The sequence below is a fragment of the Mesorhizobium sp. M0621 genome, from assembly GCF_040320745.1.
Classification (GTDB): Bacteria; Pseudomonadota; Alphaproteobacteria; order Rhizobiales; family Rhizobiaceae; genus Mesorhizobium.
The window spans coordinates 16,347-39,485 of record NZ_JAMYQF010000017.1; the positions used below are offsets into that span (position 1 = coordinate 16,347).

At 62.6% G+C, this 23,139-nt stretch carries 23 protein-coding genes and 1 pseudogene; 19 read left to right on the top strand and 5 right to left on the bottom strand.

Translation table 11 applies throughout. From position 1 onward, the window contains the following. Positions 1-99: 99 nt before the first annotated feature. From NKI38_RS14225 to NKI38_RS14235, 3 genes are read left to right on the top strand one after another with little or no spacing between them, the layout of a single operon-like run. Positions 100-663, top strand: coding sequence for a helix-turn-helix domain-containing protein (locus tag NKI38_RS14225; RefSeq protein WP_352658548.1), 564 nt, complete (start codon positions 100-102; stop codon positions 661-663). 4 nt (positions 664-667) lie between these two features. Continuing rightward, complete coding sequence (locus NKI38_RS14230) at positions 668-976, top strand: hypothetical protein (protein ID WP_352658550.1); 309 nt, start codon at positions 668-670, stop codon at positions 974-976. 44 nt (positions 977-1,020) lie between these two features. Beyond that, positions 1,021-1,548 carry a GNAT family N-acetyltransferase gene (locus NKI38_RS14235; protein ID WP_352658698.1) on the top strand — a complete coding sequence of 176 codons (528 nt, stop codon included), beginning with the start codon at positions 1,021-1,023 and terminating at the stop codon, positions 1,546-1,548. A 4-nt stretch (positions 1,549-1,552) separates the two neighbouring features. Here the strand turns inward: NKI38_RS14235 and NKI38_RS14240 are convergent, their stop codons facing one another. Further along, entirely contained in the window at positions 1,553-2,431 is an 879-nt protein-coding gene (locus tag NKI38_RS14240) for a LysR family transcriptional regulator (protein ID WP_352658552.1), read from the bottom strand. Positions 2,432-2,550: 119 nt separating this feature from the next. Between NKI38_RS14240 and tmpA the strand changes: the two genes are divergently transcribed. Together tmpA and tmpB are read left to right on the top strand one after the other, a co-directional pair. Next, on the top strand, positions 2,551-3,702 hold the full coding sequence (gene tmpA, locus NKI38_RS14245; protein WP_352658554.1) for a 2-trimethylaminoethylphosphonate dioxygenase: 1,152 nt from the start codon (positions 2,551-2,553) through the stop codon (positions 3,700-3,702). Continuing rightward, positions 3,699-4,289 (top strand): (R)-1-hydroxy-2-trimethylaminoethylphosphonate oxygenase, encoded by a 591-nt coding sequence (gene tmpB / locus NKI38_RS14250; protein ID WP_352658555.1) that lies wholly within the window; start codon positions 3,699-3,701, stop codon positions 4,287-4,289. Before tmpA ends, tmpB begins: the two co-directional genes overlap by 4 nt. A 69-nt stretch (positions 4,290-4,358) precedes the next feature. Here the strand turns inward: tmpB and NKI38_RS14255 are convergent, their stop codons facing one another. Beyond that, positions 4,359-6,161, bottom strand: a complete 1,803-nt coding sequence (locus NKI38_RS14255) for an NAD(P)-binding domain-containing protein (RefSeq protein ID WP_352658699.1) — start codon at positions 6,159-6,161, stop codon at positions 4,359-4,361. Between the two features lie 13 nt (positions 6,162-6,174). Here NKI38_RS14255 and NKI38_RS14260 point away from each other — a divergent pair, with 13 nt between their 5' ends. From NKI38_RS14260 to NKI38_RS14305, 10 genes and pseudogenes are all read left to right on the top strand, one after another. After that, entirely contained in the window at positions 6,175-6,528 is a 354-nt protein-coding gene (locus NKI38_RS14260) for a hypothetical protein (RefSeq protein ID WP_352658557.1), read from the top strand. A 119-nt stretch (positions 6,529-6,647) separates the two neighbouring features. Beyond that, complete coding sequence (locus NKI38_RS14265) at positions 6,648-8,429, top strand: acetolactate synthase 3 large subunit (protein ID WP_352658559.1); 1,782 nt, start codon at positions 6,648-6,650, stop codon at positions 8,427-8,429. An 85-nt stretch (positions 8,430-8,514) separates the two neighbouring features. After that, positions 8,515-9,087, top strand: a complete 573-nt coding sequence (gene ilvN / locus NKI38_RS14270; protein WP_023757090.1) for an acetolactate synthase small subunit — start codon at positions 8,515-8,517, stop codon at positions 9,085-9,087. A 123-nt stretch (positions 9,088-9,210) separates the two neighbouring features. Then, positions 9,211-9,807: a LysE family translocator gene (locus NKI38_RS14275; RefSeq protein WP_352658560.1), complete on the top strand. Its 597-nt coding sequence runs from the start codon at positions 9,211-9,213 to the stop codon at positions 9,805-9,807. A 46-nt stretch (positions 9,808-9,853) separates the two neighbouring features. Then, positions 9,854-10,054: pseudogene (locus NKI38_RS14280) on the top strand (addiction module antidote protein); the annotation flags it as partial. Positions 10,055-10,276: 222 nt separating this feature from the next. Then, the gene (locus tag NKI38_RS14285) at positions 10,277-11,551 is read left to right on the top strand and encodes an efflux RND transporter periplasmic adaptor subunit (RefSeq protein ID WP_352658562.1); all 1,275 of its coding nucleotides are present in this window, start codon (positions 10,277-10,279) and stop codon (positions 11,549-11,551) included. Beyond that, the gene (locus NKI38_RS14290; protein ID WP_352658564.1) at positions 11,548-14,712 is read left to right on the top strand and encodes an efflux RND transporter permease subunit; all 3,165 of its coding nucleotides are present in this window, start codon (positions 11,548-11,550) and stop codon (positions 14,710-14,712) included. Before NKI38_RS14285 ends, NKI38_RS14290 begins: the two co-directional genes overlap by 4 nt. Positions 14,713-14,773: 61 nt before the next feature. Continuing rightward, the gene (nthA, locus tag NKI38_RS14295; protein ID WP_352658566.1) at positions 14,774-15,379 is read left to right on the top strand and encodes a nitrile hydratase subunit alpha; all 606 of its coding nucleotides are present in this window, start codon (positions 14,774-14,776) and stop codon (positions 15,377-15,379) included. Then, entirely contained in the window at positions 15,376-16,035 is a 660-nt protein-coding gene (gene nthB / locus NKI38_RS14300) for a nitrile hydratase subunit beta (protein ID WP_352658568.1), read from the top strand. Before nthA ends, nthB begins: the two co-directional genes overlap by 4 nt. Continuing rightward, the gene (locus NKI38_RS14305; protein WP_502899312.1) at positions 16,004-16,387 is read left to right on the top strand and encodes a nitrile hydratase accessory protein; all 384 of its coding nucleotides are present in this window, start codon (positions 16,004-16,006) and stop codon (positions 16,385-16,387) included. The genes nthB and NKI38_RS14305 overlap by 32 nt, the downstream gene beginning before the upstream one ends. 17 nt (positions 16,388-16,404) lie before the next feature. Here the strand turns inward: NKI38_RS14305 and NKI38_RS14310 are convergent, their stop codons facing one another. After that, positions 16,405-16,785: a hypothetical protein gene (locus NKI38_RS14310; protein ID WP_352658571.1), complete on the bottom strand. Its 381-nt coding sequence runs from the start codon at positions 16,783-16,785 to the stop codon at positions 16,405-16,407. A 284-nt stretch (positions 16,786-17,069) separates the two neighbouring features. Here NKI38_RS14310 and NKI38_RS14315 point away from each other — a divergent pair, with 284 nt between their 5' ends. Then, positions 17,070-18,197, top strand: coding sequence for an ATP-dependent DNA helicase (locus NKI38_RS14315; RefSeq protein ID WP_091580570.1), 1,128 nt, complete (start codon positions 17,070-17,072; stop codon positions 18,195-18,197). On the opposite strand, the gene NKI38_RS14320 is transcribed toward NKI38_RS14315, so the two are convergent. Next, positions 18,190-18,615 (bottom strand): SpoIIAA family protein, encoded by a 426-nt coding sequence (locus NKI38_RS14320; protein ID WP_352658573.1) that lies wholly within the window; start codon positions 18,613-18,615, stop codon positions 18,190-18,192. The two genes, NKI38_RS14315 and NKI38_RS14320, sit on opposite strands and share 8 nt — an antisense overlap. A gap of 135 nt (positions 18,616-18,750) precedes the next feature. On the opposite strand from NKI38_RS14320, the gene NKI38_RS14325 reads away from it, so the two are divergent. Together NKI38_RS14325 and NKI38_RS14330 are read left to right on the top strand one after the other, a co-directional pair. Continuing rightward, entirely contained in the window at positions 18,751-19,491 is a 741-nt protein-coding gene (locus tag NKI38_RS14325; RefSeq protein WP_352658575.1) for a pyridoxine 5'-phosphate synthase, read from the top strand. A 103-nt stretch (positions 19,492-19,594) separates the two neighbouring features. Further along, the gene (locus NKI38_RS14330; RefSeq protein ID WP_352658577.1) at positions 19,595-21,514 is read left to right on the top strand and encodes a potassium transporter Kup; all 1,920 of its coding nucleotides are present in this window, start codon (positions 19,595-19,597) and stop codon (positions 21,512-21,514) included. A 65-nt stretch (positions 21,515-21,579) separates the two neighbouring features. On the opposite strand, the gene NKI38_RS14335 is transcribed toward NKI38_RS14330, so the two are convergent. Further along, positions 21,580-22,473 (bottom strand): SDR family oxidoreductase, encoded by an 894-nt coding sequence (locus NKI38_RS14335; RefSeq protein WP_352658579.1) that lies wholly within the window; start codon positions 22,471-22,473, stop codon positions 21,580-21,582. Positions 22,474-22,608: 135 nt separating this feature from the next. Here NKI38_RS14335 and NKI38_RS14340 point away from each other — a divergent pair, with 135 nt between their 5' ends. Further along, the gene (locus NKI38_RS14340) at positions 22,609-23,019 is read left to right on the top strand and encodes a winged helix-turn-helix transcriptional regulator (protein WP_352658581.1); all 411 of its coding nucleotides are present in this window, start codon (positions 22,609-22,611) and stop codon (positions 23,017-23,019) included. Positions 23,020-23,139: the final 120 nt, after the last annotated feature.

Below are 23,139 nucleotides of genomic sequence, written 5' to 3' on the forward strand. Positions count from 1 at the left end.
GCCCGATGAGGTCGGATGGTGTAGAGAGGATTAAGGGCCCCGTGAAAATTGTCGCGAGGCGGCTCTTTTCCGGCGTCTATGTTTCGCTATAATAGACGTATGGATGATATAGCGAACGATATTTCCTCGACGATCGGCCGGAGGATACACGCCGAAAGGATCATGCGGGACTGGTCCCTAGCCGAACTTGCGGAGCGTTCCGGCGTCTCGAAGGCGATGCTGAGCACGATCGAGCGCGGCAAGACCAGCCCGACGGCAGCCCTGCTGGTGCGCATCGCATCGGCCTTTGGCATGACGCTGTCGACCTTGATCGCGCGCGCGGAATTGCAAGGCGGCGGGCTGCTGCGCGAGGCCGACCAACCGGTGTGGCGCGATCCCGATACCGGCTATGTCAGACGGCACCTTTCGCCGGCTGGCGACATGCCGCTCGAGCTCGTCAAGGTGCAGCTACCGGCGGGCGCCAAGGTCAACTTCCCGGCCGCCTCCTACGCCTTCATCAAGCAGCAGATATGGCTGATTTCCGGGCAGCTCGAATTCGTCGAAGGCGAAGTGGTGCACCGGCTCGAGCCAGGCGATTGTCTGGCGCTCGGGGCGCCGTCGGACTGCATCTTCCATGCCCTGGAGCCCGGTGCCGACTATCTCGTCGCGCTGGTCAGGGGCTGACATCATGGCGAGAAGACCAAAGCGCTCCCACAATGGGGGGCCGCCTCTCGATGAATACAAGGGGCCGCCATGGGGCAAGGGCGATCCCTACATCTTCCTTGCGTGGCAGGCCGCCCATGCCAAGGCGTGGAAGGCGCCGAGCCACGAGGTCATGCTTCTGCGCATCGACAAGGCCGAGCGGCTGGGCCTGACCTATGAGGAGTACACGCTCGAGATTCTTGAGCGCGGCCGGCATCTCGGGCACGAAGACGCCGAACGCATCAGCGCCATCAAGGCGGCGCGAAAGCGACGCCGCGTGCGTCATCTGGACTGAGGAATGCGCTCGCATCTATCGCAAAGTCACAGGACATCATGAGCATGAACTCGATCGAGATCGGAACCCTGAACCCGTCTGTCGAAACGCAGGACATGCTGGCCGAATTGCTGGTCGCAACGGTGGCGGCCGGCGGATCGGTGAGCTTCATGCATCCGCTGGCGCCGGAAGCTGCAAGGGCATTCTGGGAGAAATCGCTGGCTGCGGCTGCAAGAGGGGAAAGAGCGGTGCTTGGCGCCTGGGACGGCAAGGTCCTGGTCGGCACCGTAACCTTGCTGCTCGACTGTCCGCCCAACCAGCCGCACCGGGCCGAGATCGCCAAGCTGATGACACGCGTCGACTACCGGGGCAGGGGTGTCGGAACGCGCCTGATGCGGGCCGCCGAGAGACTTGCGGTCGAGAAGGGCCGTACGCTGCTGGTTCTGGATACGGCGACGGAGGAGGGCGCTTCCGGCCTCTATGAGCGGTTGGGCTTCAAGCTGGCTGGCGAGATACCCAACTACGCCTTGAAACCGCATGGCGGGCTGACCGGTACGCTGATCTACTGGAAGCGAATCGGGCCAATCTCGTAACCAGTCATGCCGGCGCGGAGAGGCGTGTCAGCAGCCACAGGCGGAAATCCTGTTCGGCACCGGTCAGGCGCGCGGTCGACGCCTTGGTCAGAAAATGGCCCGATGTGCTGGAGAGTTCGAAGTCGGAGAGCCTGACCAGCGTCTTGCCGTCGAGCGCCGCATCCACCAGCGGCCGCGAGCCCAGCAGCACACCGGCGCCCGCGCTCGCCGCTTCCATGGCGGCGACGAAACTGTCAAAGCGGTGAGATCGCCTGGGGTGGCCAGCCAGCCCGGCGGCCGCGAACCATTCCGCCCACATCTCGCGGGCGCCGGCAACCAGAAGCAGCGGCAGGGAGGTCCAGTCGGCGTTGCCGGCGAGCACTGGCGCCGCCACCGGCACGAGCCGCTCTGCGGTCAGCCTGTCGGCTTCGCGGCCGGGAAAGGATCCGTTGCCAAAGCGGATGTCGAGCACCGAGCCTGGCAGGTCGTAGTCAGCAGGGCGATGGATCGTCACAAGGTCGAGCTGGATGCGCGGTAGCGCCTTCGCCAGATCGGGCAGCGCCGGGGCGAGCAGCAGCAAGGCAAAGGAGATCGGCGCGCGGATCGAGACGGTCTGGACCGCGCGCGGCTCGAACAGTTCCGCAGTGCTGTTGCCGATGGTGGCGAAGGCCGACTGGATGTGGGGCAGGTAGGCCGCGCCCTCCGGCGACAGCGCGACGCCGCGCGCCAGCCGTGAGAACAAACGCGTCTTCAGCCATTCCTCGAGAAGCCGGATGTGCTGGCTGACGGCGGCCTGGGTAAGGCCAAGCTCCGTTGCCGCCGCCGTGAAATTGGACAGCCGCGCCGCGGCCTCGAAGCTGCGCAGCCAGTCGAGCGGCGGCAAAGGTGGGTTTGCCTGAGCCATTAGCAGATTACGGTCATTGGCCAAAAAATGATAATTTGAGTTATGCCTATCGCGCGATCAACATGCAATCGAGACCTGCGGACTTAGCCGTGGGGCGTAGCGGACAGGGACGGATCTCCATGCTCACCCACGCGCTGATTGGCGATGAAGGCAGAACAATCGACCTTGGCTGGCAGGATGGGACACGCACCCGCTTCCACGCAATGTGGCTGCGCGACAATGCGCTGGACGACAGGACGCGCAGCGCTGGCAATGGCCAACGGCTCATCACCATTCTCGATATTCCCGCCGACACCAGGATCGGCGCCGCGTCGATCAAGGGCGACACCCTGGAGGTCAGCTTCATGCCGGAGCAAAAAACGGTGAGTTTCCCGGCGGCATGGGTGCGCGCCAATGCCTATGATCGCGACACGGCCCGCCAGGCCGGCTGGACAGGCGAGGGCATCGTGCGATGGACCAAGGCCACCATGCAGAATTCGGTCCCGCGCGCCGGCTACCCAGCCGCCAGCCGCGACCGCGACGTCTTGCGGCAATGGCTGTCGGCGGTGAAAGCCTATGGCTTCGCGGTGATGGACGATCTGCCAGCTGAATCCGGGGCGCTTTGCAAGGTGTCCGATCTGTTCGGCTATATCAGGGAAACCAATTACGGACGCTGGTTCGAAGTGCGCGCCGAGGTCAATCCGAACAATCTCGCCTACACCAATCTTGGCCTGCAGGCGCACACCGACAATCCCTATCGCGACCCGGTGCCGACACTGCAGATCCTGTCCTGCATCGAAAATACGGTGGACGGTGGCGAGTCCAGCGTCGTCGACGGTTTTGCCGTCGCGGCCGCGCTGCAGGCTGAGAACCCGGAAGGCTTCCGGCTGCTGAGTTCATGCCCGGCGCGCTTCGAATATGCCGGTTCGTCCGGGGTGCGGCTGCAAGCGAAGCGGCCGATGATCGAACTCGGGTCAGATGGGGAGCTGATCTGTATCCGCTTCAACAACCGCTCGCTGGCGCCGACGATCGATGTGCCGTTCGCCGACATGGAGGCTTACTACGCCGCCTATCGCCGGTTTGCCGAACTGATCGAGGATACGTCCTTCGAAGTGACGTTCAAGCTCGAAGCGGGGCAGGCTTTCATCGTCGACAACACGCGCGTCATGCATGCGCGCAAGGCATTTTCCGGCACCGGCAAGCGCTGGCTGCAGGGTTGCTACGCCGACAAGGACGGTCTGCTGTCGACGCTCGCGGCGATCGAGCATGGGTTCAAGGAGGCGGCGGAATGAGCGGCCAGGACCTGAACGCGGACACCATCGTCGAATTCATCGCCGACATCTTTGAACGTCGGGGTGCCGAATCCTATCTCGGCGAACCCGTCACCATGTCCGAGCACATGCTGCAGGGTGCCTGGTTCGCGGAGCAGGACGGCGCGCCGGACGAGCTGGTGGCGGCGGCGCTGCTGCACGACATCGGCCACTACACCAGCGAGTTCGGCACCTATTCGCCGGAGGATGTCGAGGACAAGCATCATGACGAGGCCGGTGGCGAGGTGCTGGCGCCGTTCTTTCCGCCTGTCATCGTCGAATGCGTCAGGCTGCATGTCTCAGCCAAGCGCTACCTCTGCGCCACCGACCCGACCTATTTCGGCAAGCTTTCGCGGGCCTCGGCGCATACGCTGTCGCTGCAAGGAGGGCCGATGAACGCCGATGAGGTCACCGAGTTCCGCAAGAACCCCTTTCATGAGGAAGCGGTCCGGGTCCGCATCTGGGACGAGAGCGGCAAGATCGCCAACATGAAGACACGGACGTTTCGCGATTACGTGCCGCTGCTGCAGCGCGTGGTGACGCAGTTCGCGGCGGACAGGCCGGCGTAGTTCATCCTGGCAAGGAGGCAGGGTGCAAGCCATGCCTCCTTCATGTTGCTCAGCCGGAATGGCGGTCGCCTATCCCTTGTGGTGGACCTGCTGCAGCCCGTAGACCGGCGTAGCGATGCCTTCGTGCCGCGCCTTCAACTGCAGCGACAGGAACTGCGAATAGTGGCGTGACTGGTGCAGATTGCCGCCATGGAACCATAGCGCCTCCTGTTGCGTCGGCTTCCACATGTTGCGCAACTCGCCTTCCCAAGGGCCGGGGTCCTTGGTGGTGTCCGAGCCGAGGCCCCAGCATTTGCCAACCTTGTCGGCGGTTTCGCGGGATATCAGATCGGCGGCCCAGCCGTTCATAGAGCCGTAGCCGGTGGCGTAGACGATGAGGTCCGCAGGCAATTCCGACCCGTCGCTGAGCAGAACCGAGTGCTGCTTGATCTCTTCGACGTCGACGCCGCTCTTCAGTTTGATCGAACCATCGATGATCAGCTGCGAGGCGCCAACATCGATATAATAGCCGGAGCCGCGCCTGAGGTACTTCATGAACAGGCCTGATTCGTCGTCGCCCCAGTCGAGCATGAAGCCCGCCTTCTCCAATCCCTTGTAGAATGCCGCGTCGCGTTTCTTCATCTCGGCATAGGCAGGGATCTGGAATTCGTGCAGGATCTTGTAGGGCAGCGAAGCGAAGATCAGGTCGGCCTTGGCCGTGGTGATGCCGTTCTGCAGCGCCTGCTCCGAATAGAGCGAACCCAGTCCGATTTCCATCAACGTGTCGGACCTGGAGATATGGGTACTCGAGCGCTGCACCATGGTGACGTCGGCGCCGGCTTCCCAAAGTGCCGCGGCGATGTCATGGGCGGAATTGTTCGAGCCGATGACGACGGCTTTCTTGCCGACATAGGCGTCGGGCCCGGGATGCTTCGAGGAGTGATGCTGATCCCCCTTGAAGGTCTCCATGCCCTTGAATTTCGGCAGATTGGCCTTGCCGGACTGTCCGGTCGCCAGCACCAGTTGCTTCGGCCTCAGCGTGATGTCCTTGCCGTCGCGGTGGACGACGACGGTCCATTCCCTTTTCTTGTCATCATAGGAAGCGCTTTTGGCCTCGGTCGAGGACCAGTAATTCAGCTCCATCACCTTGGTGTACATTTCCAGCCAGTCGCCGATCTTGTCCTTGGGCGAGAAGACTGGCCAGTTCTTCGGGAAATCGATATAGGGCAGATGGTCGTACCAGACCGGGTCGTGCAGGCAGAGCGACTTGTAGCGCTTGCGCCAGCTGTCGCCGGCCCGCTCGTTCTTCTCGATGATGATCGTCGGCACACCGAGTTGCCGCAGCCGCGCGCCGAGCGCGATGCCGCCCTGGCCGCCGCCGATGATGACCGTATAGGGCTGCGTCTTGAAGCCGAGTTCGGCGGCCTCCCTTTCGCGCTCTTCCTTCCATGTCGGACGGTTCTTGCCCGAGCCATGTTTGGCGCCCATCGGCCGCGCGAAACCCGCCGGTTCCTCGTGGCCTTTCAATTCGACCATGGTGGTCAGCAGCGTCCAGATCTTGCCGTCCTTCAGCCTGATGTGACCGAAGCCGCGTGCCGCCTCGGTCTCGAAGCTGATCCAGCCCTCGATCAGCCCGCCGCTCTCGGTCGCGTCCTCGCCCTTGGCGATGGCAAAGTGTGACGGCCTGGTCTCCGACAACTGGCTTTTCAGCATGTCGCTGACCTGGTCGCGGCCTTCCATGGTCTTGATGTTCCAGGTGAAGGTGACGAGATCGCGCCAGTAGCAATCCTCCTGAAAGCAATCGACCGCTTTTTCGATGTCATTGGCGGCCAGGGCGGCGCCGAATTGATCGAGCAGGTCGGACAGTTTCTTGCTAGGGGCCTTGTCGAGCATCAGGTTTCCTCCCGTGAAAATCCAGATCGTCATGATGTTTCCGCCGGACTTGCCAAAGCCGGACGATCAAGTATCGGCAGAGATGGCGGCCCTCGTCACGCCCCACCATAGTTTCCAGCGGTTTCAAGGGCTTATCCGAAGCCGCGATTTCCAAAATTCGTTACGGCGGCGGTTGAACAAAGCTCATGCCTCAGAAACGGTGGCAGCAAATACAATACCCACCGTCCGTCGTGGCGCCGACCCATGGAACGCCTTCATTGCCGGCGCGATTTTTACCGTTGACAGGCTGCCTTTCCCGCCCTTAGTGTCCGCCACCATGAAAACGGCACTCATTCTCGTAGGAAAGCGCATGGGCAAGGCGGTGTAACCGCCGGGCGAGATCCCCCCATGCGCAAGACACAGGCTCCCTCGGGGGCCTTTTTTATTGCCTGAAACACGACTAAACGACCAGCAACGCCCAAATGGCGACAGTACGGGACCAGACCGATGAGCAACGGACAGAGTGAGCGGCGCGAAATGACTGGCGCCGAAATGGTGGTGCAGGCGCTGAAGGACAATGGCGTCAAGCATGTCTTCGGCTATCCGGGCGGCGCTGTCCTTCCGATCTATGACGAGATCTTTCAGCAGGACGATGTCGAGCACATCCTGGTGCGCCACGAGCAGGGTGCCGGCCATGCGGCTGAAGGCTATGCGCGCTCGACCGGCAAGGCCGGCGTGATGCTGGTGACGTCGGGACCCGGCGCCACCAATGCGGTGACGCCGCTGCAGGACGCGCTGATGGATTCGATCCCGCTGGTCTGCCTGACCGGGCAGGTGCCGACCTCGCTGATCGGCTCGGACGCTTTTCAGGAATGCGATACGGTCGGCATCACGCGCCCCTGCACCAAGCACAACTGGCTGGTGAAGGACGTCAACGAGCTCGCCGCGACCATCCACGAGGCTTTCCATGTCGCGACCACCGGCCGTCCCGGCCCGGTCGTCGTCGACATCCCGAAGGACGTGCAGTTCGCCAAGGGGTTCTACGTCCCGCCGCAGATCGCGCCGCGCACCAGCTACCAGCCCAAGGTCCAGGGCGACCTGGAAAAGATCAAGGCGGCGGTCGAGCTGATGGCCGGCGCCAAGAAGCCGATCATCTATAGCGGCGGCGGCGTCATCAATTCCGGCCCCGAAGCAAGCCACCTGCTGCGCGAACTGGTCGATCTCACCGGTTTTCCGATCACCTCGACGTTGATGGGCCTCGGTGCCTATCCGGCATCCGGCAAGAACTGGATGGGCATGCTGGGCATGCACGGCACCTATGAAGCCAATATGGCCATGCATGATTGCGACGTGATGATCTGCATCGGCGCGCGGTTCGACGACCGCATCACCGGCAGGCTGACCGCGTTTTCGCCGAACTCGAAGAAGATCCACATCGACATCGATCCGTCGTCGATCAACAAGAACGTCCACACAGAGGTGCCGATCATCGGCGATGTCGGCAGGGTGCTGGAGGATATGGTGCGGCTGTGGCGGGCGAGCGCCAAGGCCGACAAGAAGGCGCTCTATCCCTGGTGGGAGCAGATCGCCAAATGGCGCGCGCGCGACTCGCTCGCCTACAGGATGAACAACGACGTGATCATGCCGCAATACGCCATCGAGCGGCTCTACGAACTGACCAAGGGCATGGACACCTACATCACCACCGAGGTCGGCCAGCATCAGATGTGGGCGGCGCAGCACTATCATTTCGAGAAGCCGAACCGCTGGATGACGTCGGGCGGACTGGGCACGATGGGCTATGGCCTGCCGGCGGCACTCGGCGTGCAGATCGCGCATCCCGACGCACTGGTCATCGACATCGCCGGCGATGCCTCGGTGCAGATGACGATGCAGGAGATGAGCGCGGCGGTGCAGCACGATGCGCCGATCAAGATCTTCATCCTGAACAACCAGTATATGGGCATGGTGCGGCAGTGGCAGCAGCTGCTGCATGGCAACCGGCTGTCGCATTCCTACACCGAGGCGATGCCGGACTTCGTCAAGCTGGCCGAGGCCTATGGCGGTCACGGCATTCGCTGCGAGAAGCCGGACGAGCTGGACGACGCCATCAAGGAGATGATTGCGGTGAAGAAGCCGGTGCTGTTCGATTGCCGCGTGGCGACGCTCGCCAACTGCTTCCCGATGATCCCGTCGGGCAAGGCACACAACGAGATGCTGCTGCCCGACGAGGCGACCGACGAGGCGGTGGCCAACGCCATCGACGCCAAGGGCAGGGAACTGGTGTAGCCAGCAGAGCCGAAGCAGGGCTGTCGCAAGAAAGCCGTGCCCAAACAAAGAATTAGCTCAAGAGCTTGAAATCGAGAATCACGTCATGAACGCACAGCTACAACCCACCGGTTCCGCCTATTTCATCGCCAAGGAAACGGAAAAGCCGGAGAACCACACACTTTCCGTGCTGGTCGACAACGAGCCGGGCGTGCTTGCCCGGGTCATCGGCCTGTTTTCCGGGCGCGGCTACAACATCGAGAGCCTAACCGTTTCCGAAACCGAGCATGAGAAGCACCTGTCGCGCATCACCATCGTGACGCGCGGCACGCCGCATGTGCTGGAGCAGATCAAGCATCAGCTGGAGCGGATCGTGCCGGTGCACCGCGTCGTCGACCTGACCGTGCGCTCGCACGAATCCGGCCAGGAGCGGCCGCTGGAGCGCGAGCTGGCACTGGTCAAGGTTGCCGGCACCGGTGAGGCCCGCGTCGAGGCACTGCGGCTGGCCGACGCCTTCCGCGCCAGCGTCATCGACGCCAACACCGAGCATTTCATCTTCGAGATCACCGGCAAGGGCTCCAAGATCGACCAGTTCATCGCCATCATGAAGCCGCTCGGCCTAGTCGAAATCTGCCGCACCGGCGTGGCGGCGTTGAACCGCGGCCCACAGGCGATGTAAGTCCGCCGCACCGATCGACAGTTTCAGCAGTGGTTGAAGGCCTGGTTCGGCCATGAGCCGGCCGCTGGCCTTTGCGCAACCATCACGAAGTGACAATAATGCTGACATATCTGGGAGGATATCATGTCGCTTGACGCGTTCCTTGCCCTGCTTGTCTACGCCTTCGTGACCTCGATCACGCCGGGGCCGAACAATCTCATGCTTCTGGCATCGGGAGTGAATTTCGGCCTCGTCAGATCGGTTCCGCACATGCTTGGCATCAGCATCGGTTTCCTGGTGCTGCTGGTCGCCGTGGGTCTTGGCCTGGGTGCGGTGCTGACGGCTTTCCCGGCGCTGCACACCGGATTGAAGATCGCCGGCGGCGCCTATCTGCTCTATCTCGCCTGGAAGATCGCCATGTCGCGCACGTTGACCGGCAAAGGCGAGACGAAGGCGCAGCCGATGCGCTTCATCGATGCGGCGGCATTCCAGTGGGTCAATCCCAAGGCGTGGGTGATGGCGATCACCGCCATGGCCGTCTACACCAATCCGGAGCATCCGTTCCTGTCGGTGGTGTTGATCTCGATAGCCTTCACTATCGTCAATTTGCCGAGCGTCTCGGTATGGGCGGGTTTCGGCACCGCGCTACGCGGTTTCCTGTCGGAACCGCTGCGGCTGAAATGGTTCAACATCGCCATGGGGGTGCTGTTGGCGGCGACGCTTTGGCCGATGCTGAGGTAGGCGACTTCGAAGCGCTGATAGGGCGTGAACAGGACGAGCGCGCTGTGGCAAGGTGGCCAGGGCTCGGGGCATGACATCCATTGCCAAGGACGCCGGCGTCACACGTGAGGCGCTTTATAAGGCGCTGAGCGACAAGGGCGATCCTAAGCTTTCAACCCTGCTCGGCGTCATGAAGGCGCTCGGGCTCAGGTTGACGGCCGAGGCTGCACCAAAGAACAATTATACCGAGGCGCGCCTCGCTGGCTAATCCGCCGCGCGTGATCGCCTCTCACCATGTTGAATTGTCGCATCGACCCGTGTTGCACATCCATTGTGCAGTGCACATTAAATCTTCGTAATACCGTGTTTTGGCCCTTTTCCGACAAAGGCGTGTCCTATCTATTCGGCGAAAATCGCGGCAACGGGCCGTGAGTTGCGCTAGAATACGACCACCTGGCTATGGCGTGTCGGACAGAGAGGCCTTTTGTCGATGCGTGGAAAAGTCATTCTTTCATTGCTTGCGGTCGCCTGTGTCGGCGCGGCCTGGCTCTATCTGTCTCCGGACACGCTGAGCAGAGTTCAGCAACTTATCGGCGCAAAGCAGGTCGCGGCGGCGGACAAACCGGCAACCGACAAGCCGGCGGCGGGGGACAAGTCGGCAGGTGGCGGCGGTGGCGCCCGCTCGGCCTCGATCCTCTCGGCCGTCGCCTCGACCGCCGATTTCCCGATCCGGCGCTATGCGATCGGCTTCGTCTCCTCTCCAGCCGTCGTCAACATCAACGCGCGCGTGTCCAGCCAGATCGTCTCGATCGACGTCAAGGACGGGCAGATGGTCAGGGTTGGCGACATTCTGTTTTCGCTCGATGACCGGGCGCTGAAGGCGCAACTGGCCAAGGATCAGGCAGCGCTCGCCAAGGACCAGGCAATGCTCGCCAGCTCGCAGTCCGATCTCCAGCGCGCCAAGGATCTGGTCGCCAAGCAGGCCGGCACGCAGCAGACCTATGACCAGGCCGTCGCTGCGGCGAAGGCTGCCGCGGCGACCGTCGATGCCGACAAGGCGACAATCGACGCCGACAATGTCCAGCTTGGCTTCGCCACGATCACGGCGCCGATTGCCGGCAGGCTGGGTGCGGTCAGCGTCGCCGTCGGCGACCTCGTCACCACCAGCAATGGCAACAGCAGTACGGCCACACCGCTGGTGACCATCACCCAGATGGACCCGCTGCAGGTTAATTTCAATCTGCCGGAAAGCGACCTGGCGCTGCTGCACAAGGCACTCGCAAATCCGCAGCAAGGCGCGGTCACCCTGACCAAGGACGGCGACCCGACACCGATTGGCAAGGGCACGCTCGATTTCGTCGATTCCAGCGTCGACACCGCGTCGGGCACGATTGCCACGCGGGCAAGCATTCCGAATGCCGACCTTTCGCTATGGCCTGGCCAGTATGTGAACGTCGTACTGGACGCTGGCATCATGCCGCAGATGACATCGGTTCCGACCGTCGCGGTTCAGCCAAGCCAGAAGGGGCCGTTCGTCTATGTGGTCAAGCCGGACAACACCGTCGAGATGCGGCCGGTGCAGGTGGCGCTGACCGAAGGCGAGAACAGCGCGATCAGCCAGGGGCTGAAAAGCGGTGAGAAAGTTGTCACCGAAGGCCAGACAAGGCTGAAGGACGGCGCCGCCGTGCATGAAGGCAAGGCCACTGCGGGTGCTGCCGCGCCCAAGGTGGCCGAGGCGACCAATGCCGGCGAGGCGGCCCAATGATCTCCGAATTCTGCATACGCAGGCCGGTCGCCACCCTTCTGATGTCGTTCGCCCTCGTGCTGGGCGGGCTGTTTGCTTACAAGTTCCTGCCGGTGGCAGCCCTGCCGAGCGCCGAATTTCCGGTGGTCAATGTGTCGGCCTCGCTGCCGGGCGCCTCACCGGAAACCATGGCGACCTCGGTGGCGACGCCGCTGATCAAGCAGTTCGCCACCATCGCCGGCATCGATTCGATCTCAACCACCAACTCGCTCGGCCAGACGTCGATCGCCATCCAGTTCGTGCTCAACCGCGACATCGATGCCGCGGCCGCGGACGTGCAGGCAGCGATCGCGCGAACGCAAAAATCGCTACCACCGCAGATGACGGCGCCGCCGAGCTATCGCAAGGTCAACCCTGCCGACGCGCCCATTCTTTTGATGTCGCTGGTCAGCGACACGGTTCCGCTGACCGATCTCGATGCTTTCGCGGAAAACGTCATCTCGCCGTCGCTGTCGACCATCGACGGGGTGGCTCAGGTCTCGATCTTCGGCCAGCAGAAATACGCAGTGCGCATCCAGATCGACCCAACCGCGCTTGCCGCGCGCGGCATCTCGATCGATCAGCTGCAGGCGGCGATCGCGTCCGCCAACAGCAACACGCCGCTCGGCGTGCTCCAGAACGACAAGCAGCAGCTCACGATCACCGCCAACACGCAGCTGACCGACGCGGCCGGCTTCTCCAACCTCATTATCGCCACCAAGAACGGTCACCCGGTACGGCTGGGCGAGGTGACCCGCGTTGTCGATTCGGTGCAGACCACGGCGACGGCCAGCTGGTACGATGGTACCCGCGCGATCATCATGGCGGTGCAGCGCCAGCCCGACGCCAACACGGTCGACGTCGTCGACAAGGTCAAGGCGATGCTGCCGTCCTTCCAGGACCAGATGCCGGCCGCTGCCTCGATCAAGCTGCTCAACGACCGTTCGTCCTCGATCCGCCAGGCCGTCGATGACGTGCAGTTCACGCTGCTGTTGACCATCGCGCTGGTGGTGATGGTGATCTTCGTGTTCCTGCGCCGGGTGACGGCGACCATCATCCCGGCCGTGGCGGTGCCGATTTCGCTGATTGCCACGCTCGGCGCGATGTTCCTGTTCGACTTTTCCATCGACAACATCTCGCTGATGGGCCTGACGCTCGCCGTCGGCCTCGTCGTCGACGACGCCATCGTGATGCTGGAAAACATCTTCCGCCATATGGAGGAGGATGGATTGTCGGCCTTCGATGCGTCGCTGAAGGGCGCGCGCGAAATCGGCTTCACCATCATCTCGATCTCGATCTCGCTGGTGGCGGTGTTCATCCCGGTGCTGCTGATGGGCGGCGTTATCGGCCGCATCTTCAACGAGTTCGCCGTCGTGGTGACGGTCGCCATCCTGGCCTCGATGTTCGTGTCGCTGACGCTGACGCCGATGCTGTGCTCGCGGCTGCTGTCGGTGACCAAGGCCGACCGCGACGCGCATGGCCCTGGCCACAAGCGCGATTTTGTTACGAGCGGCTACGATCGTGTCTTGAGTTTCTGCCTGACGCACACCTTCCTGGTGTTCCTCGTCTTCATCGGAACCGCGGCAGCCTCGGTGTGGCTGATCCAGGTCTCGCCAAAGGGCTTCTTCCCGCAGGAGGATATTGGCCAGATATCGGTGACGACCATCGCGCGCCAGGACATCTCGTTTGACGCCATGTCCAAGCTGCAAGGGCAGGTGGCCAGTGTCTTCTCGCATTCGCCCTATGTCGACCATGTGGCGTGGTCGGCGGGCAGCGGCAACAATGCACTCAACCAGGGGCAGCTCTTCGTCCAGCTCAAGGGTAAGGATCAGCGCCCCGATATCGAGAAGGTGCTTTCGGATCTGCGCAAGCAACTGGCCGGCGTGGCGGGCATCGAGACCTACATGCAGCCGGTGCAGAACCTGAGGCTGGGTTCGCGGTCGTCGGCCAGCGCCTACCAACTGGTGGTTCAGGGGCTCGATACCGGCCTGACCGATATCTGGGCGCAGAAACTGAATGACGCGATGGCGGCCGACCATACGAACTTCACCGATGTCACCAGCGATCTGCAGAACAATGCGCTGCAGGCGACACTGGTGGTGGATCGCGATAAAGCCGCGCAGCTCGGCATCGACACCGACACGCTGCGCTCCGCCCTCTATGGCGGATTCGGCACCGATCAGGTTTCGACGATCTTCGGTTCGGCCGACAGCTACGAAGTCATCACCGAACTCGATCCCAAGATCGAATGGTCGCCCGAGCGGATGCTCGCCATCCAGATGAGGACGGCGAGCGGCAGTCTGGTTCCGCTCGGCGCCTTCGCCCGGGTCGACCGCACAGCCGGCGCCTTGACGGTCAACCAACTCGGCCAGCTTCCGGCGGTGACCATCTCCTACAACCTGCCGCAAGGCGTGGCGCTGGGCGACAGCGTGACGCGCATCGAGGCGCTCAAAGAGCAGATCGGCATGCCGACGGCGATCTCGACCACCTTTGCCGGCACGGCCAAGACCTTCCAGGATTCACTCGCCAACCAGGGCATGCTGATCGGCGGCGCGATCCTGACCATCTATATCGTGCTCGGCATCCTGTATGAGAGCTTCATCCATCCGCTGACCATCCTCACCGGCCTGCCGTCGGCTGTGCTGGGTGCCGTCGTTGCCTTGCGCTTCGCCGGCATGGATCTGTCTGTCATCGCGGTGATCGGCATCCTGATGCTGATCGGCATCGTCAAGAAGAACGGCATCATGATGGTCGATGTCGCGCTCGAGTTGCGACGAGAAGGCATGTCGGCGACCGAGTCCATCCACAAGGCCTGCCTGATGCGCTTCCGGCCGATCATGATGACGACACTGGCGGCGCTGATGGGCACGTTCCCGATCGCGCTCGGCACCGGCGCCAGCGCCGAGCTGCGCCAGCCGCTGGGCGTCGCCGTTGTCGGCGGCCTGCTCGCCTCGCAGGCGCTGACCCTGTTCGTGACGCCGGTTATTTATGTCTACATGGAGAATTTCTCGGGCTGGCTGCTTGGCTTGTTCTCGAAGAGGGGCCAGCCGAGCTTGCGGGCGGTGGACGCCGGCGAACAACCCTCTCTGTTCGATCCCGACGAAGACCGGGTTATCGAACCGCAAAAGGCAGCGGCCGAATAGCCGGCCTCTGGCCCAAGGCCTGGCGCTTGCAGCGCGATGCGGGTGATTCTAACGTTATGTCATGTCACACGATCATGACCACGACAACGAACTCGATCCGTTTGCCGCCCGCGTGCGGGCGCTAGAGACCATCCTCACCCAGAAGGGGCTGATTGATCCCGCGGCGATCGACGTCATCGTCGACACCTATGAAACAAAAATCGGGCCGCGCAACGGCGCTAGGGTGGTGGCAAAGGCCTGGGCCGAGCCGGCATTCGCCGCATGGCTCAAGCGCGACGCGACGGCGGCGATCGAATCGCTCAGCTATACCGGCCGTCAGGGCGAGCACATGCAGGCCGTCTTCAACACCGAGGGCACGCACAACCTCGTCGTCTGCACGCTGTGCTCCTGCTATCCGTGGTCGGTGCTTGGCCTGCCGCCGGTCTGGTACAAGGCGCCGCCCTATCGCTCGCGCGCCGTCATCGATCCGCGCGGAGTGCTGGAAGAGTTCGGGCTGACGCTTCCGGCGGACAAGAAGATCCGCGTCTGGGATTCGACTGCAGAGCTGCGCTATCTCGTCGTGCCGATGCGGCCTGAGGGCACCGAGGGCTGGAGTGAGGAACAGCTGGCCGATCTGGTGAGCCGCGACGCGATGATCGGCACCGGCTTGGCGAGGCGGCCGGCATGAACGGGCCGCAGGATCTCGGTGGGCAGATGGGGTTTGGCCCCGTCGCGCCCGAAAAGGACGAGCCGTATTTTCATGCAGCCTGGGAAAGGCGGGCGCTCGGTGTGACGCTGACTGCCGGCGGCATGGGTGCCTGGAACATCGACGAGAGCCGGCATGCGCGGGAATCGCTGCATCCCGCTGATTATTATTCCTCCAGCTACTACGAGATCTGGATCAAGGCGCTGGAAACCCTGCTCAAGCGCCATGGCTTCGTCAGTGAGCGCGACTTGGCTGAGGGCCGAGCGGTCGATCCGGCAGCGACACCGAAAAGGGTGTTGAAGGCCGAAAACGTGCCCGCCGTGCTGGCCAAGGGCGGGCCTTGCGATCGGCCGGTGGCACAGCCGGCGCGGTTCAAGGCCGGCGACCCCGTGCGGACCAAGAACTTCAACCCGACCGGCCACACGCGGCTGCCGCGCTACGCACGCGGCAAGCACGGGACGATCGAGGCCGTGCGCGATGGATTCGTGTTCCCCGACAGCAACGCGCACGGGCACGGCGAAAACCCGCAATGGGTCTACACCGTGGTTTTCGAAGGATCGGAAATCTGGGGCGAGGGGGCCGACCCGACGCTTGTTGTGTCGATCGATGCCTGGGAGAGCTATCTTGAGCCGGCGTGAGGTGAGTGGCCTCGTGGCCAATCTGCCGCCGGGCGTCGATGCGCCTGTTTTCGCCGAGCCATGGCAGGCCGAAGCCTTCGCCATGACGGTAGCGCTGCACGACAAGGGCCTGTTTTCGTGGAGCGAATGGGCGCAGGCGCTGTCGGCGCAAGTGAAGAAACCGGGCGCTGCGGCCGACGGCCATGACTATTACGAACATTGGCTGGCGGCACTCGAAAGCCTGCTTGTCTCGAGAGGACTGACCGCCAAGTCGGATGTCGACGCGATGGCTGAGGCCTGGGAGCGCGCCGCACATGCCACGCCGCACGGCAAGCCGATCCTGCTGGAGAACGATCCCGGGCCGACCGAGTAGGCGGGTTCTGGAGAAGATCAATCAGTTGCCGGCTCTCGGCGAGCAAGGACGCCACATTGAATCAACAAGGTTAGCAGTCGACTGTAGCTTGGGCAGTTATCGCTCTCATTGGATAGAAGCGCGTCATCGATTTCAGATTGCGACCTGTTGACCGCCTCATAAAGTGAGTTTTCGTGCTGGATAGCATTGAATGCCGCAGAGATTTCGATAATCGCGCGGTATTCGTTGAGCATCTCCGAATGGATGTAAGCTGCCTCCATCATATTTGAACCGAAGGGACATTCTCGAAAGGCTTTTTCCGAAAGCTGATTGAGATCGTAGGTTGGCAGCCAACGTAGCCGGCCAATGTAGGAGAATATATCGCGGTGTGGTCGCTCTGTTGGCATCTGCTGGTCCAATCTTTTCGCCTTGCGCCATTATCCCGAGGGTGAATGTGACTCCTAGAGCTTAGAGTCCAGAACGCACTAATTTACCGACCCGTCCCGTGCCATTTAATGAACGGCGCGTCCCTGCCGATTCCTGAGCCGATCGGAGAGGTTGTGGTGGTCTGGCCTCTCTGTTCTCTTTACGTTCTTGTTTGCGCCTGATAGCCTGAACCGTCGGCGGCACTGAGACGTCCCGGCGCATCTATGATGGTGGCGGCTATCTTGTCTTTCCCTTGCGAATCCGGTCTCTCGCGCTGATGGAATTCTCTCCCCAACAGGACGAGGCGCTGCAGGCGGTGGCCCGCTGGCTCAAGACCGGCAAGCCGCAGCTGTTCCGGCTGTTCGGCTATGCCGGCACCGGCAAGACGACGCTGGCACGCTATTTTGCTGAACATGTCGACGGTCAGGTGCAGTTCGCCGCCTTCACCGGCAAGGCAGCACAGGTGCTGCGCTCCAAGGGCGCGGTCAATGCACGCACCATCCATTCGCTGATCTACAGGCCGAAAGGCGAGGAATCAGTGGCCGACGAGGTCACCGGCAAGACCTCGATGTCGCCGACCTTCTCGCTCAACCGGCAGAGCCCGATTTCGCGGGCCAAACTGGTCGTCATCGACGAATGTTCGATGGTCGACGAACAGCTTGGCCGCGACCTGATGAGTTTCGGCACGCCGATCCTGGTGCTCGGCGACCCCGGCCAGTTGCCGCCGATCTCGGGCGGCGGCTTCTTCACCGACCACGAGCCGGACTTCCTGCTCACTGAAATCCACCGGCAGGCGCGCGACAACCCGATACTGCGGCTGGCGCTCGACGTGCGTGAGGGCCGGGAATTCATGCGTGGCGACTACGGCACGGCGCAGGTGATCGGCAAGGAAGACGTTACCCAGGAGCTGGTGCTGAAGGCCGACCAGGTGCTGGTCGGCACCAACCGCACGCGGCGCCGCTACAATCAGCGGCTGCGCGAACTCAAAGGCTTCAATGCCGACTATCCGCAAGCCGGCGACAAGCTGGTCTGCCTGCGCAACGACCCGGCCAAGGGCCTGCTCAACGGCTCGCTGTGGAAGGTGATGACTTCGTCGCGCGAGACGGTGAAGCCCGGCATCAATCTGCTGGTTTCACCGGAAGAGGACGATCCGGATCGCGGCGTCGCCAAGATCAAGTTGCTCAAGGCGGCTTTCGAGGATCCCGACGCCGATATCCCGTGGCAGCAGAAGAAGCGATTCGACGATTTCGACTATGGCTACGCGCTGACCGTGCACAAGGCACAGGGTTCGCAGTGGAACGAGATCGTGCTGTTCGATGAAAGCTGGGCCTTCAAGGAAACCCGCCAGCGCTGGCTCTACACCGCCATCACGCGGGCGGCGGAGCGGCTGACGATCGTCAGGTAGAGGCGGCGGGACGCTGTCGCTCCCCGACAGGCCGGGCACCCAGCCATTGCCAAGCCGCCGCTTCCTCGTCGGCCTCGAAATGCCTAAGTTCGATGGGCGGCGAGGGCGGCAGAAAGTGTTGTGCGTCCGCTGTCCAGTCCGGTTCGCCAATCGCCGCGCAACGACCGACATGTTCCAATGCATGGACGGCGCCCTGTTTCAGGGTTTCGTCGGCGATATGGGCCCAGTCGACGCCATCATGGTCGACAAGGCGCACCAGCACGTCGATGCGCGGGTGCAACGCATAGGCTGCCTCCATCAGCCCGAAAAGGTTTTCGCCGTCGGCCGCTGCGACGTGCCCGACCACATCGATGGCGAAAAGATCGTCACGGGTGGTCTCGATACGGCGGATCGCCGGCACGGCATCGAGAAAATTCATGGCGCGTCCTTTCCGGAGATCGTTCATCAGGCTCTTGGAACACCCGAAACCCCCAGTCTGTTCCCACCGAAGGCATTACTGTTCCCGCCAAAGGGATTATAGGTGGCGCGTCTAATGATTTCCGAGGCCGCCCACATGCCCGCAAAGCTCTCCGTCAATCTCAATGCCATCGCCATGCTGCGCAACCGGCGCGACTTGCCGTGGCCCAGCGTCACCGGGCTCGGCCGCATTGCGCTCGCGGCCGGGGCGCATGGGCTGACTGTGCACCCACGTCCCGACGAGCGGCACACAAGGCACTCCGACCTGCCCGAGATCCGGTCGCTGATCGACGACGAGTTCCCGCGCGCGGAATTCAACATCGAAGGCTATCCGACGGAGGATTTCCTGATGCTTGTGGAAAAGCACCAGCCGGAGCAAGTGACCCTGGTGCCGGACGATCCGGCTCAGGCGACATCGGATCATGGCTGGAACTTCACTGCCCAGGCCGCGTTTCTCACTCCGATCGTCAAGCGTCTGAAGAAGGGTGGCTTCCGGGTGTCACTGTTTTCCGATCCGGACCCCGATTGCGTGCCGGCCGCACGCGATACCGGCGCCGACCGTATCGAGCTTTATACGGGTCCCTATGGAGGCTATCATTCCGATCCCGCCAGGGCCGCCAAGGAGCTGGAAAGATTGGGAAAAACCGCCGACGCCGCGCTTGCTGCCGGGCTTCAGGTCAATGCCGGTCACGATCTGGTGGTCAGCAACCTGCCGGCACTTGCCAAGCGCATTCCGGCATTGGCCGAAGTGTCAATCGGACATGGGTTGACAGCCGACGCGTTGGAGTATGGCATGGCCGGGACGGTGGGGCGGTTTCTCAAGGCCTGCGGGTGGTAGCGATGGCAGCCTCGCGCGGCAGGCATGGCAGCCATCACGCGACGGCACTTGATATTGCATCGCAGCAAGCGTAGAGCACCGCGCGCTTATCGGAGTGTCGTCCATGGCCCTTACCAATAATGGTAGTGAGGCAGAACCCGTCGAACAATCGAGCCATTCGGAAGTCGAACAGCACAGCACCAAGGTTCTGATGCTGGGCGCTCTCGGTGTCGTCTATGGGGATATCGGCACCAGCCCGATCTACGCCTTTCGCGAGGCGCTGGTGGCGTCGTCGGGCGGCAATGTCGCCCAGCGCGGCGATATTCTCGGGGTGCTGTCGCTGATCATCTGGTCGCTGACGATCATCGTCACCATCAAATACATCATGTTCGTGCTGCGCGCCGACAACCGCGGCGAGGGCGGCGTGCTGTCGCTGATGGCGCTGGCGCGCGGCAGTTTCCCCAAGCGCTCGGCGCTGATACTCGGCATCGGCATCGTCGGAGCATCGCTTTTCTTCGGTGACGCCGTCATCACACCGGCGATTTCGGTGCTGTCGGCGGTTGAGGGCATGAATGTCGTCACGCCTACCTTCCAGCCCTATGTCGTGCCGCTGACACTGGTCATTCTTGCCATGGTGTTCGCGGTGCAGCGCTTTGGAACGGGCGGGGTGGGATTGGTGTTCGGCCCGGTGACCGCGGTATGGTTCCTGGCCATTGGCCTGTCCGGTCTCAACCATATTATCGCCGACCCGGAAATCCTGTGGGCGGTGAGCCCGCACTATATCGTCGCCTTCCTGATCAATTCGCCCGACGTCGCTTTCGTGACCATCGGCGCCATCTTCCTCGCCGTCACCGGCGCGGAAGCACTCTATGCCGATCTTGGCCATTTCGGCCGCAAGCCGATCGTGCTCGCCTGGCTTGCGATCGTGTTTCCCTGCCTGCTGCTCAATTATGCCGGGCAGGGTGCTTTCGTGCTGGCCAAGAACGGCGTCGTCGGCCATCCGTTCTTCGAGATGAACGAAGGCTGGACGCTGATCCCGATGGTCGTGCTGGCAACGGCCGCGACGGTCATCGCGAGCCAAGCGGTGATCTCGGGCGCCTTTTCGCTGACGAGGCAGGCGGTGCAGCTCAACATGCTGCCGCGCCTGGAAATCCTGCATACGTCGGAGAAACAGTCCGGCCAGATCTACATGCCGCGCGTCAATCTCCTGCTGGCGCTGGTGGTGATGATGCTGGTCGTCGGCTTCGGCGAGTCCAGCAGACTGGCATCGGCCTACGGCATCTCGGTGACCGGCAATATGCTGGTGACCACGGTGCTGCTCTATGTCGTCATGACGCGGATCTGGAAATGGCAGCTGTGGCTGGCAGTCTCGCTGACGGCGCTGTTTGCCTTTATCGATGTCGGCTTCTTTGCTTCCAACATCGTCAAGGTGTTCGAGGGCGGCTGGGCATCGCTGGCCGTGGCCTTCACCATCGTGCTGGCCATGTGGACCTGGGTGCGCGGCAGCCGCTATCTGTTCGACAAGACCCGCCGCAACGAAATCCCGCTCGATTTCCTCGCCGGCAATCTCTTGAAGAAAAAGCCGCAACTGGTGTCCGGCACCGCAGTGTTCCTGACCAGCGATCCGCTCAGCGCGCCGACCGCGCTGATGCACAGCCTGAAGCACTACAAGGTGCTGCATGAGCAGAATGTTATCCTTTCGGTGGTGACCGCGCCGCAGCCGGTGGTGCCGGACAGCGACCGGGTCAAGATGGAGACGGTCAACGAGCTGTTCATGCGGGTGACGCTGACCTTCGGCTATATGGAGCAGCCCAACATCCCGCGCGCGCTGGCGATCTGCCGCAAGCAAGGCTGGAAGTTCGACATCATGACGACCTCGTTCTTCCTGTCGCGGCGTTCGCTCAAAGCCTCGCCCAATTCCGGCATGCCGGTGTGGCAGGACCGGTTGTTCATCGGCTTGGCGCGCACGGCGGCCGACGCGACCGAGTATTTCCAGATCCCCACAGGACGTGTTGTGGAGATCGGAACGCAGGTGGCAATCTAGGGCAGACGGCTGGCGAACAGGCTGTGCCTTGCGGCACAGCCCGCCACACCGGCGAAAACGCCGCTTCAGCCTGCCAGCGCTGTCTTGTTCGCCTCGAGGAACTGCTTCAGCGTTTTCGGCTTTCGGCCGGAAAGCGTCTCGATCGCGTCGGTCACCATGGCGATGCGGCCGGAGCGCGTGTTGACGTCGAAGGACACGACGACGTCAGCGAAATCCTCGGGAACGCCTGATGCCTTCACCCCTTCTGTCAAAGCTTCATCCGGAACCTGCACGACATTGAGCGGCTTGCCGGTGACCTCGCTTACCAGGGCGGCGATCTCGGCCGTGGTGTAGGCATGGGGGCCGGTCAACGTGTAGGTCTTGCTTTCGTTTGAGGCGCCAGCGAGACCGGCGGCGATCGCCGCGGCCATGTCATCGCGTGCGCCGTGCGCAATGCGGCCTTCGCCGGCGGACGTATACCAGTGTCCCGAGGCGATCGCGTGCGGCAGTGCCATGAACAGGTTCTCCTGGTACCAGCCGTTGCGGAAGATCGTGTAGGGGATGCCGCTCGCCTTGATCGCCTGCTCGGTGCTGTAGTGGTCGCCGGCAAACAGGACCGGCGACACCGGCTCCGGATTGGGCATCGAGGTGTAGAGCAGATGCGAAATGCCAGCGTTCTTGGCCGCTGCGACTGCATTTTCGTGCTGCTTCAGGCGCTTGCCGCTTTTGAGATCGAGATCGCCGGTCGAAATGATCAGCACCTTGTCGGTGCCCTTGAATGCGGTTTCCAGCGAGGCCGCGTCGTTGAAATCGGCGGCCCTGACGACAACGCCGCGCGCCGCCAAATCGGCCACGTTTTCTGGATTGCGTGTGGTGGCGATGATCCTTGCCGGCGGAACTTTGTGCGTGTCCAAGAGATAGTGGATGACACCGCGGCCAAGCTGGCCGGAGGCGCCGGTGACGAGAAGGGTTTCGGTCATGGGGGATCCTGACGTTGCGCCGCAAGGGCGGTTCGAGTGGTAGTCTCGAAAAGAGACCAGCACTAAAATAGGAATTGACCCACCGCCGTAAAGGAGGCAGTTTTTCGGGAGGTAGGCACAGGCAGGGAACCAGCCATGGACGGCAAGGTCATCAATCTGAAATCGAAGATGGAGATCTATAAGGCGATGAGCGGGGACGGCAATTTCGCCAATTGTCCGGTTCGCGATGTCATCCAGGGCGTCAGCGGCAAATGGAGATCGCTGCTGATGATGGCGCTGGCTGAAAGACCTTATCGATTCGGCGAGTTGAGGCGCCTGGTGCCCGATATTTCGCAGCGCATGCTGACCCAGACGCTGCACGATTTGCAGCGCGATGGCTATGTCCATCGTGAGGTGTTCCCGACCAAACCACCGAGTGTTGAATACAGCCTGACCGATCTCGGGCGCTCGATGTTCGGCGCCTTTCATCAATTGATTCTGTGGGCCGAACTCAACCACGATGCGGTGCGGACAGCGCGCGCCGATTTTGATACCGCCCAGGCGTAAGCCTCTGGACGGCGCCGCGGCTTGATTTCGCCCGGCGGCTGAAGGATTGTCCTCGCCAATCAGGCTTGGGGCATCGACATTTCCTACGATATCGCAATTGCCGGCGCCGGCCCGGCGGGG

Bases quoted from the DNA above. Each gene is read 5' to 3' on its own strand.
- NKI38_RS14225 (WP_352658548.1), top strand. From the start codon at position 100: ATGGATGATATAGCGAACGATATTTCCTCGACGATCGGCCGGAGGATA.
- NKI38_RS14230 (WP_352658550.1), top strand. From the start codon at position 668: ATGGCGAGAAGACCAAAGCGCTCCCACAATGGGGGGCCGCCTCTCGAT.
- NKI38_RS14235 (WP_352658698.1), top strand. From the start codon at position 1,021: ATGAACTCGATCGAGATCGGAACCCTGAACCCGTCTGTCGAAACGCAG.
- NKI38_RS14240 (WP_352658552.1), bottom strand. From the start codon at position 2,431: ATGGCTCAGGCAAACCCACCTTTGCCGCCGCTCGACTGGCTGCGCAGC.
- tmpA (WP_352658554.1), top strand. From the start codon at position 2,551: ATGCTCACCCACGCGCTGATTGGCGATGAAGGCAGAACAATCGACCTT.
- tmpB (WP_352658555.1), top strand. From the start codon at position 3,699: ATGAGCGGCCAGGACCTGAACGCGGACACCATCGTCGAATTCATCGCC.
- NKI38_RS14255 (WP_352658699.1), bottom strand. From the start codon at position 6,161: ATGCTCGACAAGGCCCCTAGCAAGAAACTGTCCGACCTGCTCGATCAA.
- NKI38_RS14265 (WP_352658559.1), top strand. From the start codon at position 6,648: ATGAGCAACGGACAGAGTGAGCGGCGCGAAATGACTGGCGCCGAAATG.
- ilvN (WP_023757090.1), top strand. From the start codon at position 8,515: ATGAACGCACAGCTACAACCCACCGGTTCCGCCTATTTCATCGCCAAG.
- NKI38_RS14275 (WP_352658560.1), top strand. From the start codon at position 9,211: ATGTCGCTTGACGCGTTCCTTGCCCTGCTTGTCTACGCCTTCGTGACC.
- NKI38_RS14285 (WP_352658562.1), top strand. From the start codon at position 10,277: ATGCGTGGAAAAGTCATTCTTTCATTGCTTGCGGTCGCCTGTGTCGGC.
- NKI38_RS14290 (WP_352658564.1), top strand. From the start codon at position 11,548: ATGATCTCCGAATTCTGCATACGCAGGCCGGTCGCCACCCTTCTGATG.
- nthA (WP_352658566.1), top strand. From the start codon at position 14,774: ATGTCACACGATCATGACCACGACAACGAACTCGATCCGTTTGCCGCC.
- nthB (WP_352658568.1), top strand. From the start codon at position 15,376: ATGAACGGGCCGCAGGATCTCGGTGGGCAGATGGGGTTTGGCCCCGTC.
- NKI38_RS14305 (WP_502899312.1), top strand. From the start codon at position 16,004: ATGCCTGGGAGAGCTATCTTGAGCCGGCGTGAGGTGAGTGGCCTCGTG.
- NKI38_RS14315 (WP_091580570.1), top strand. From the start codon at position 17,070: ATGGAATTCTCTCCCCAACAGGACGAGGCGCTGCAGGCGGTGGCCCGC.
- NKI38_RS14320 (WP_352658573.1), bottom strand. From the start codon at position 18,615: ATGAATTTTCTCGATGCCGTGCCGGCGATCCGCCGTATCGAGACCACC.
- NKI38_RS14325 (WP_352658575.1), top strand. From the start codon at position 18,751: ATGCCCGCAAAGCTCTCCGTCAATCTCAATGCCATCGCCATGCTGCGC.
- NKI38_RS14330 (WP_352658577.1), top strand. From the start codon at position 19,595: ATGGCCCTTACCAATAATGGTAGTGAGGCAGAACCCGTCGAACAATCG.
- NKI38_RS14335 (WP_352658579.1), bottom strand. From the start codon at position 22,473: ATGACCGAAACCCTTCTCGTCACCGGCGCCTCCGGCCAGCTTGGCCGC.
- NKI38_RS14340 (WP_352658581.1), top strand. From the start codon at position 22,609: ATGGACGGCAAGGTCATCAATCTGAAATCGAAGATGGAGATCTATAAG.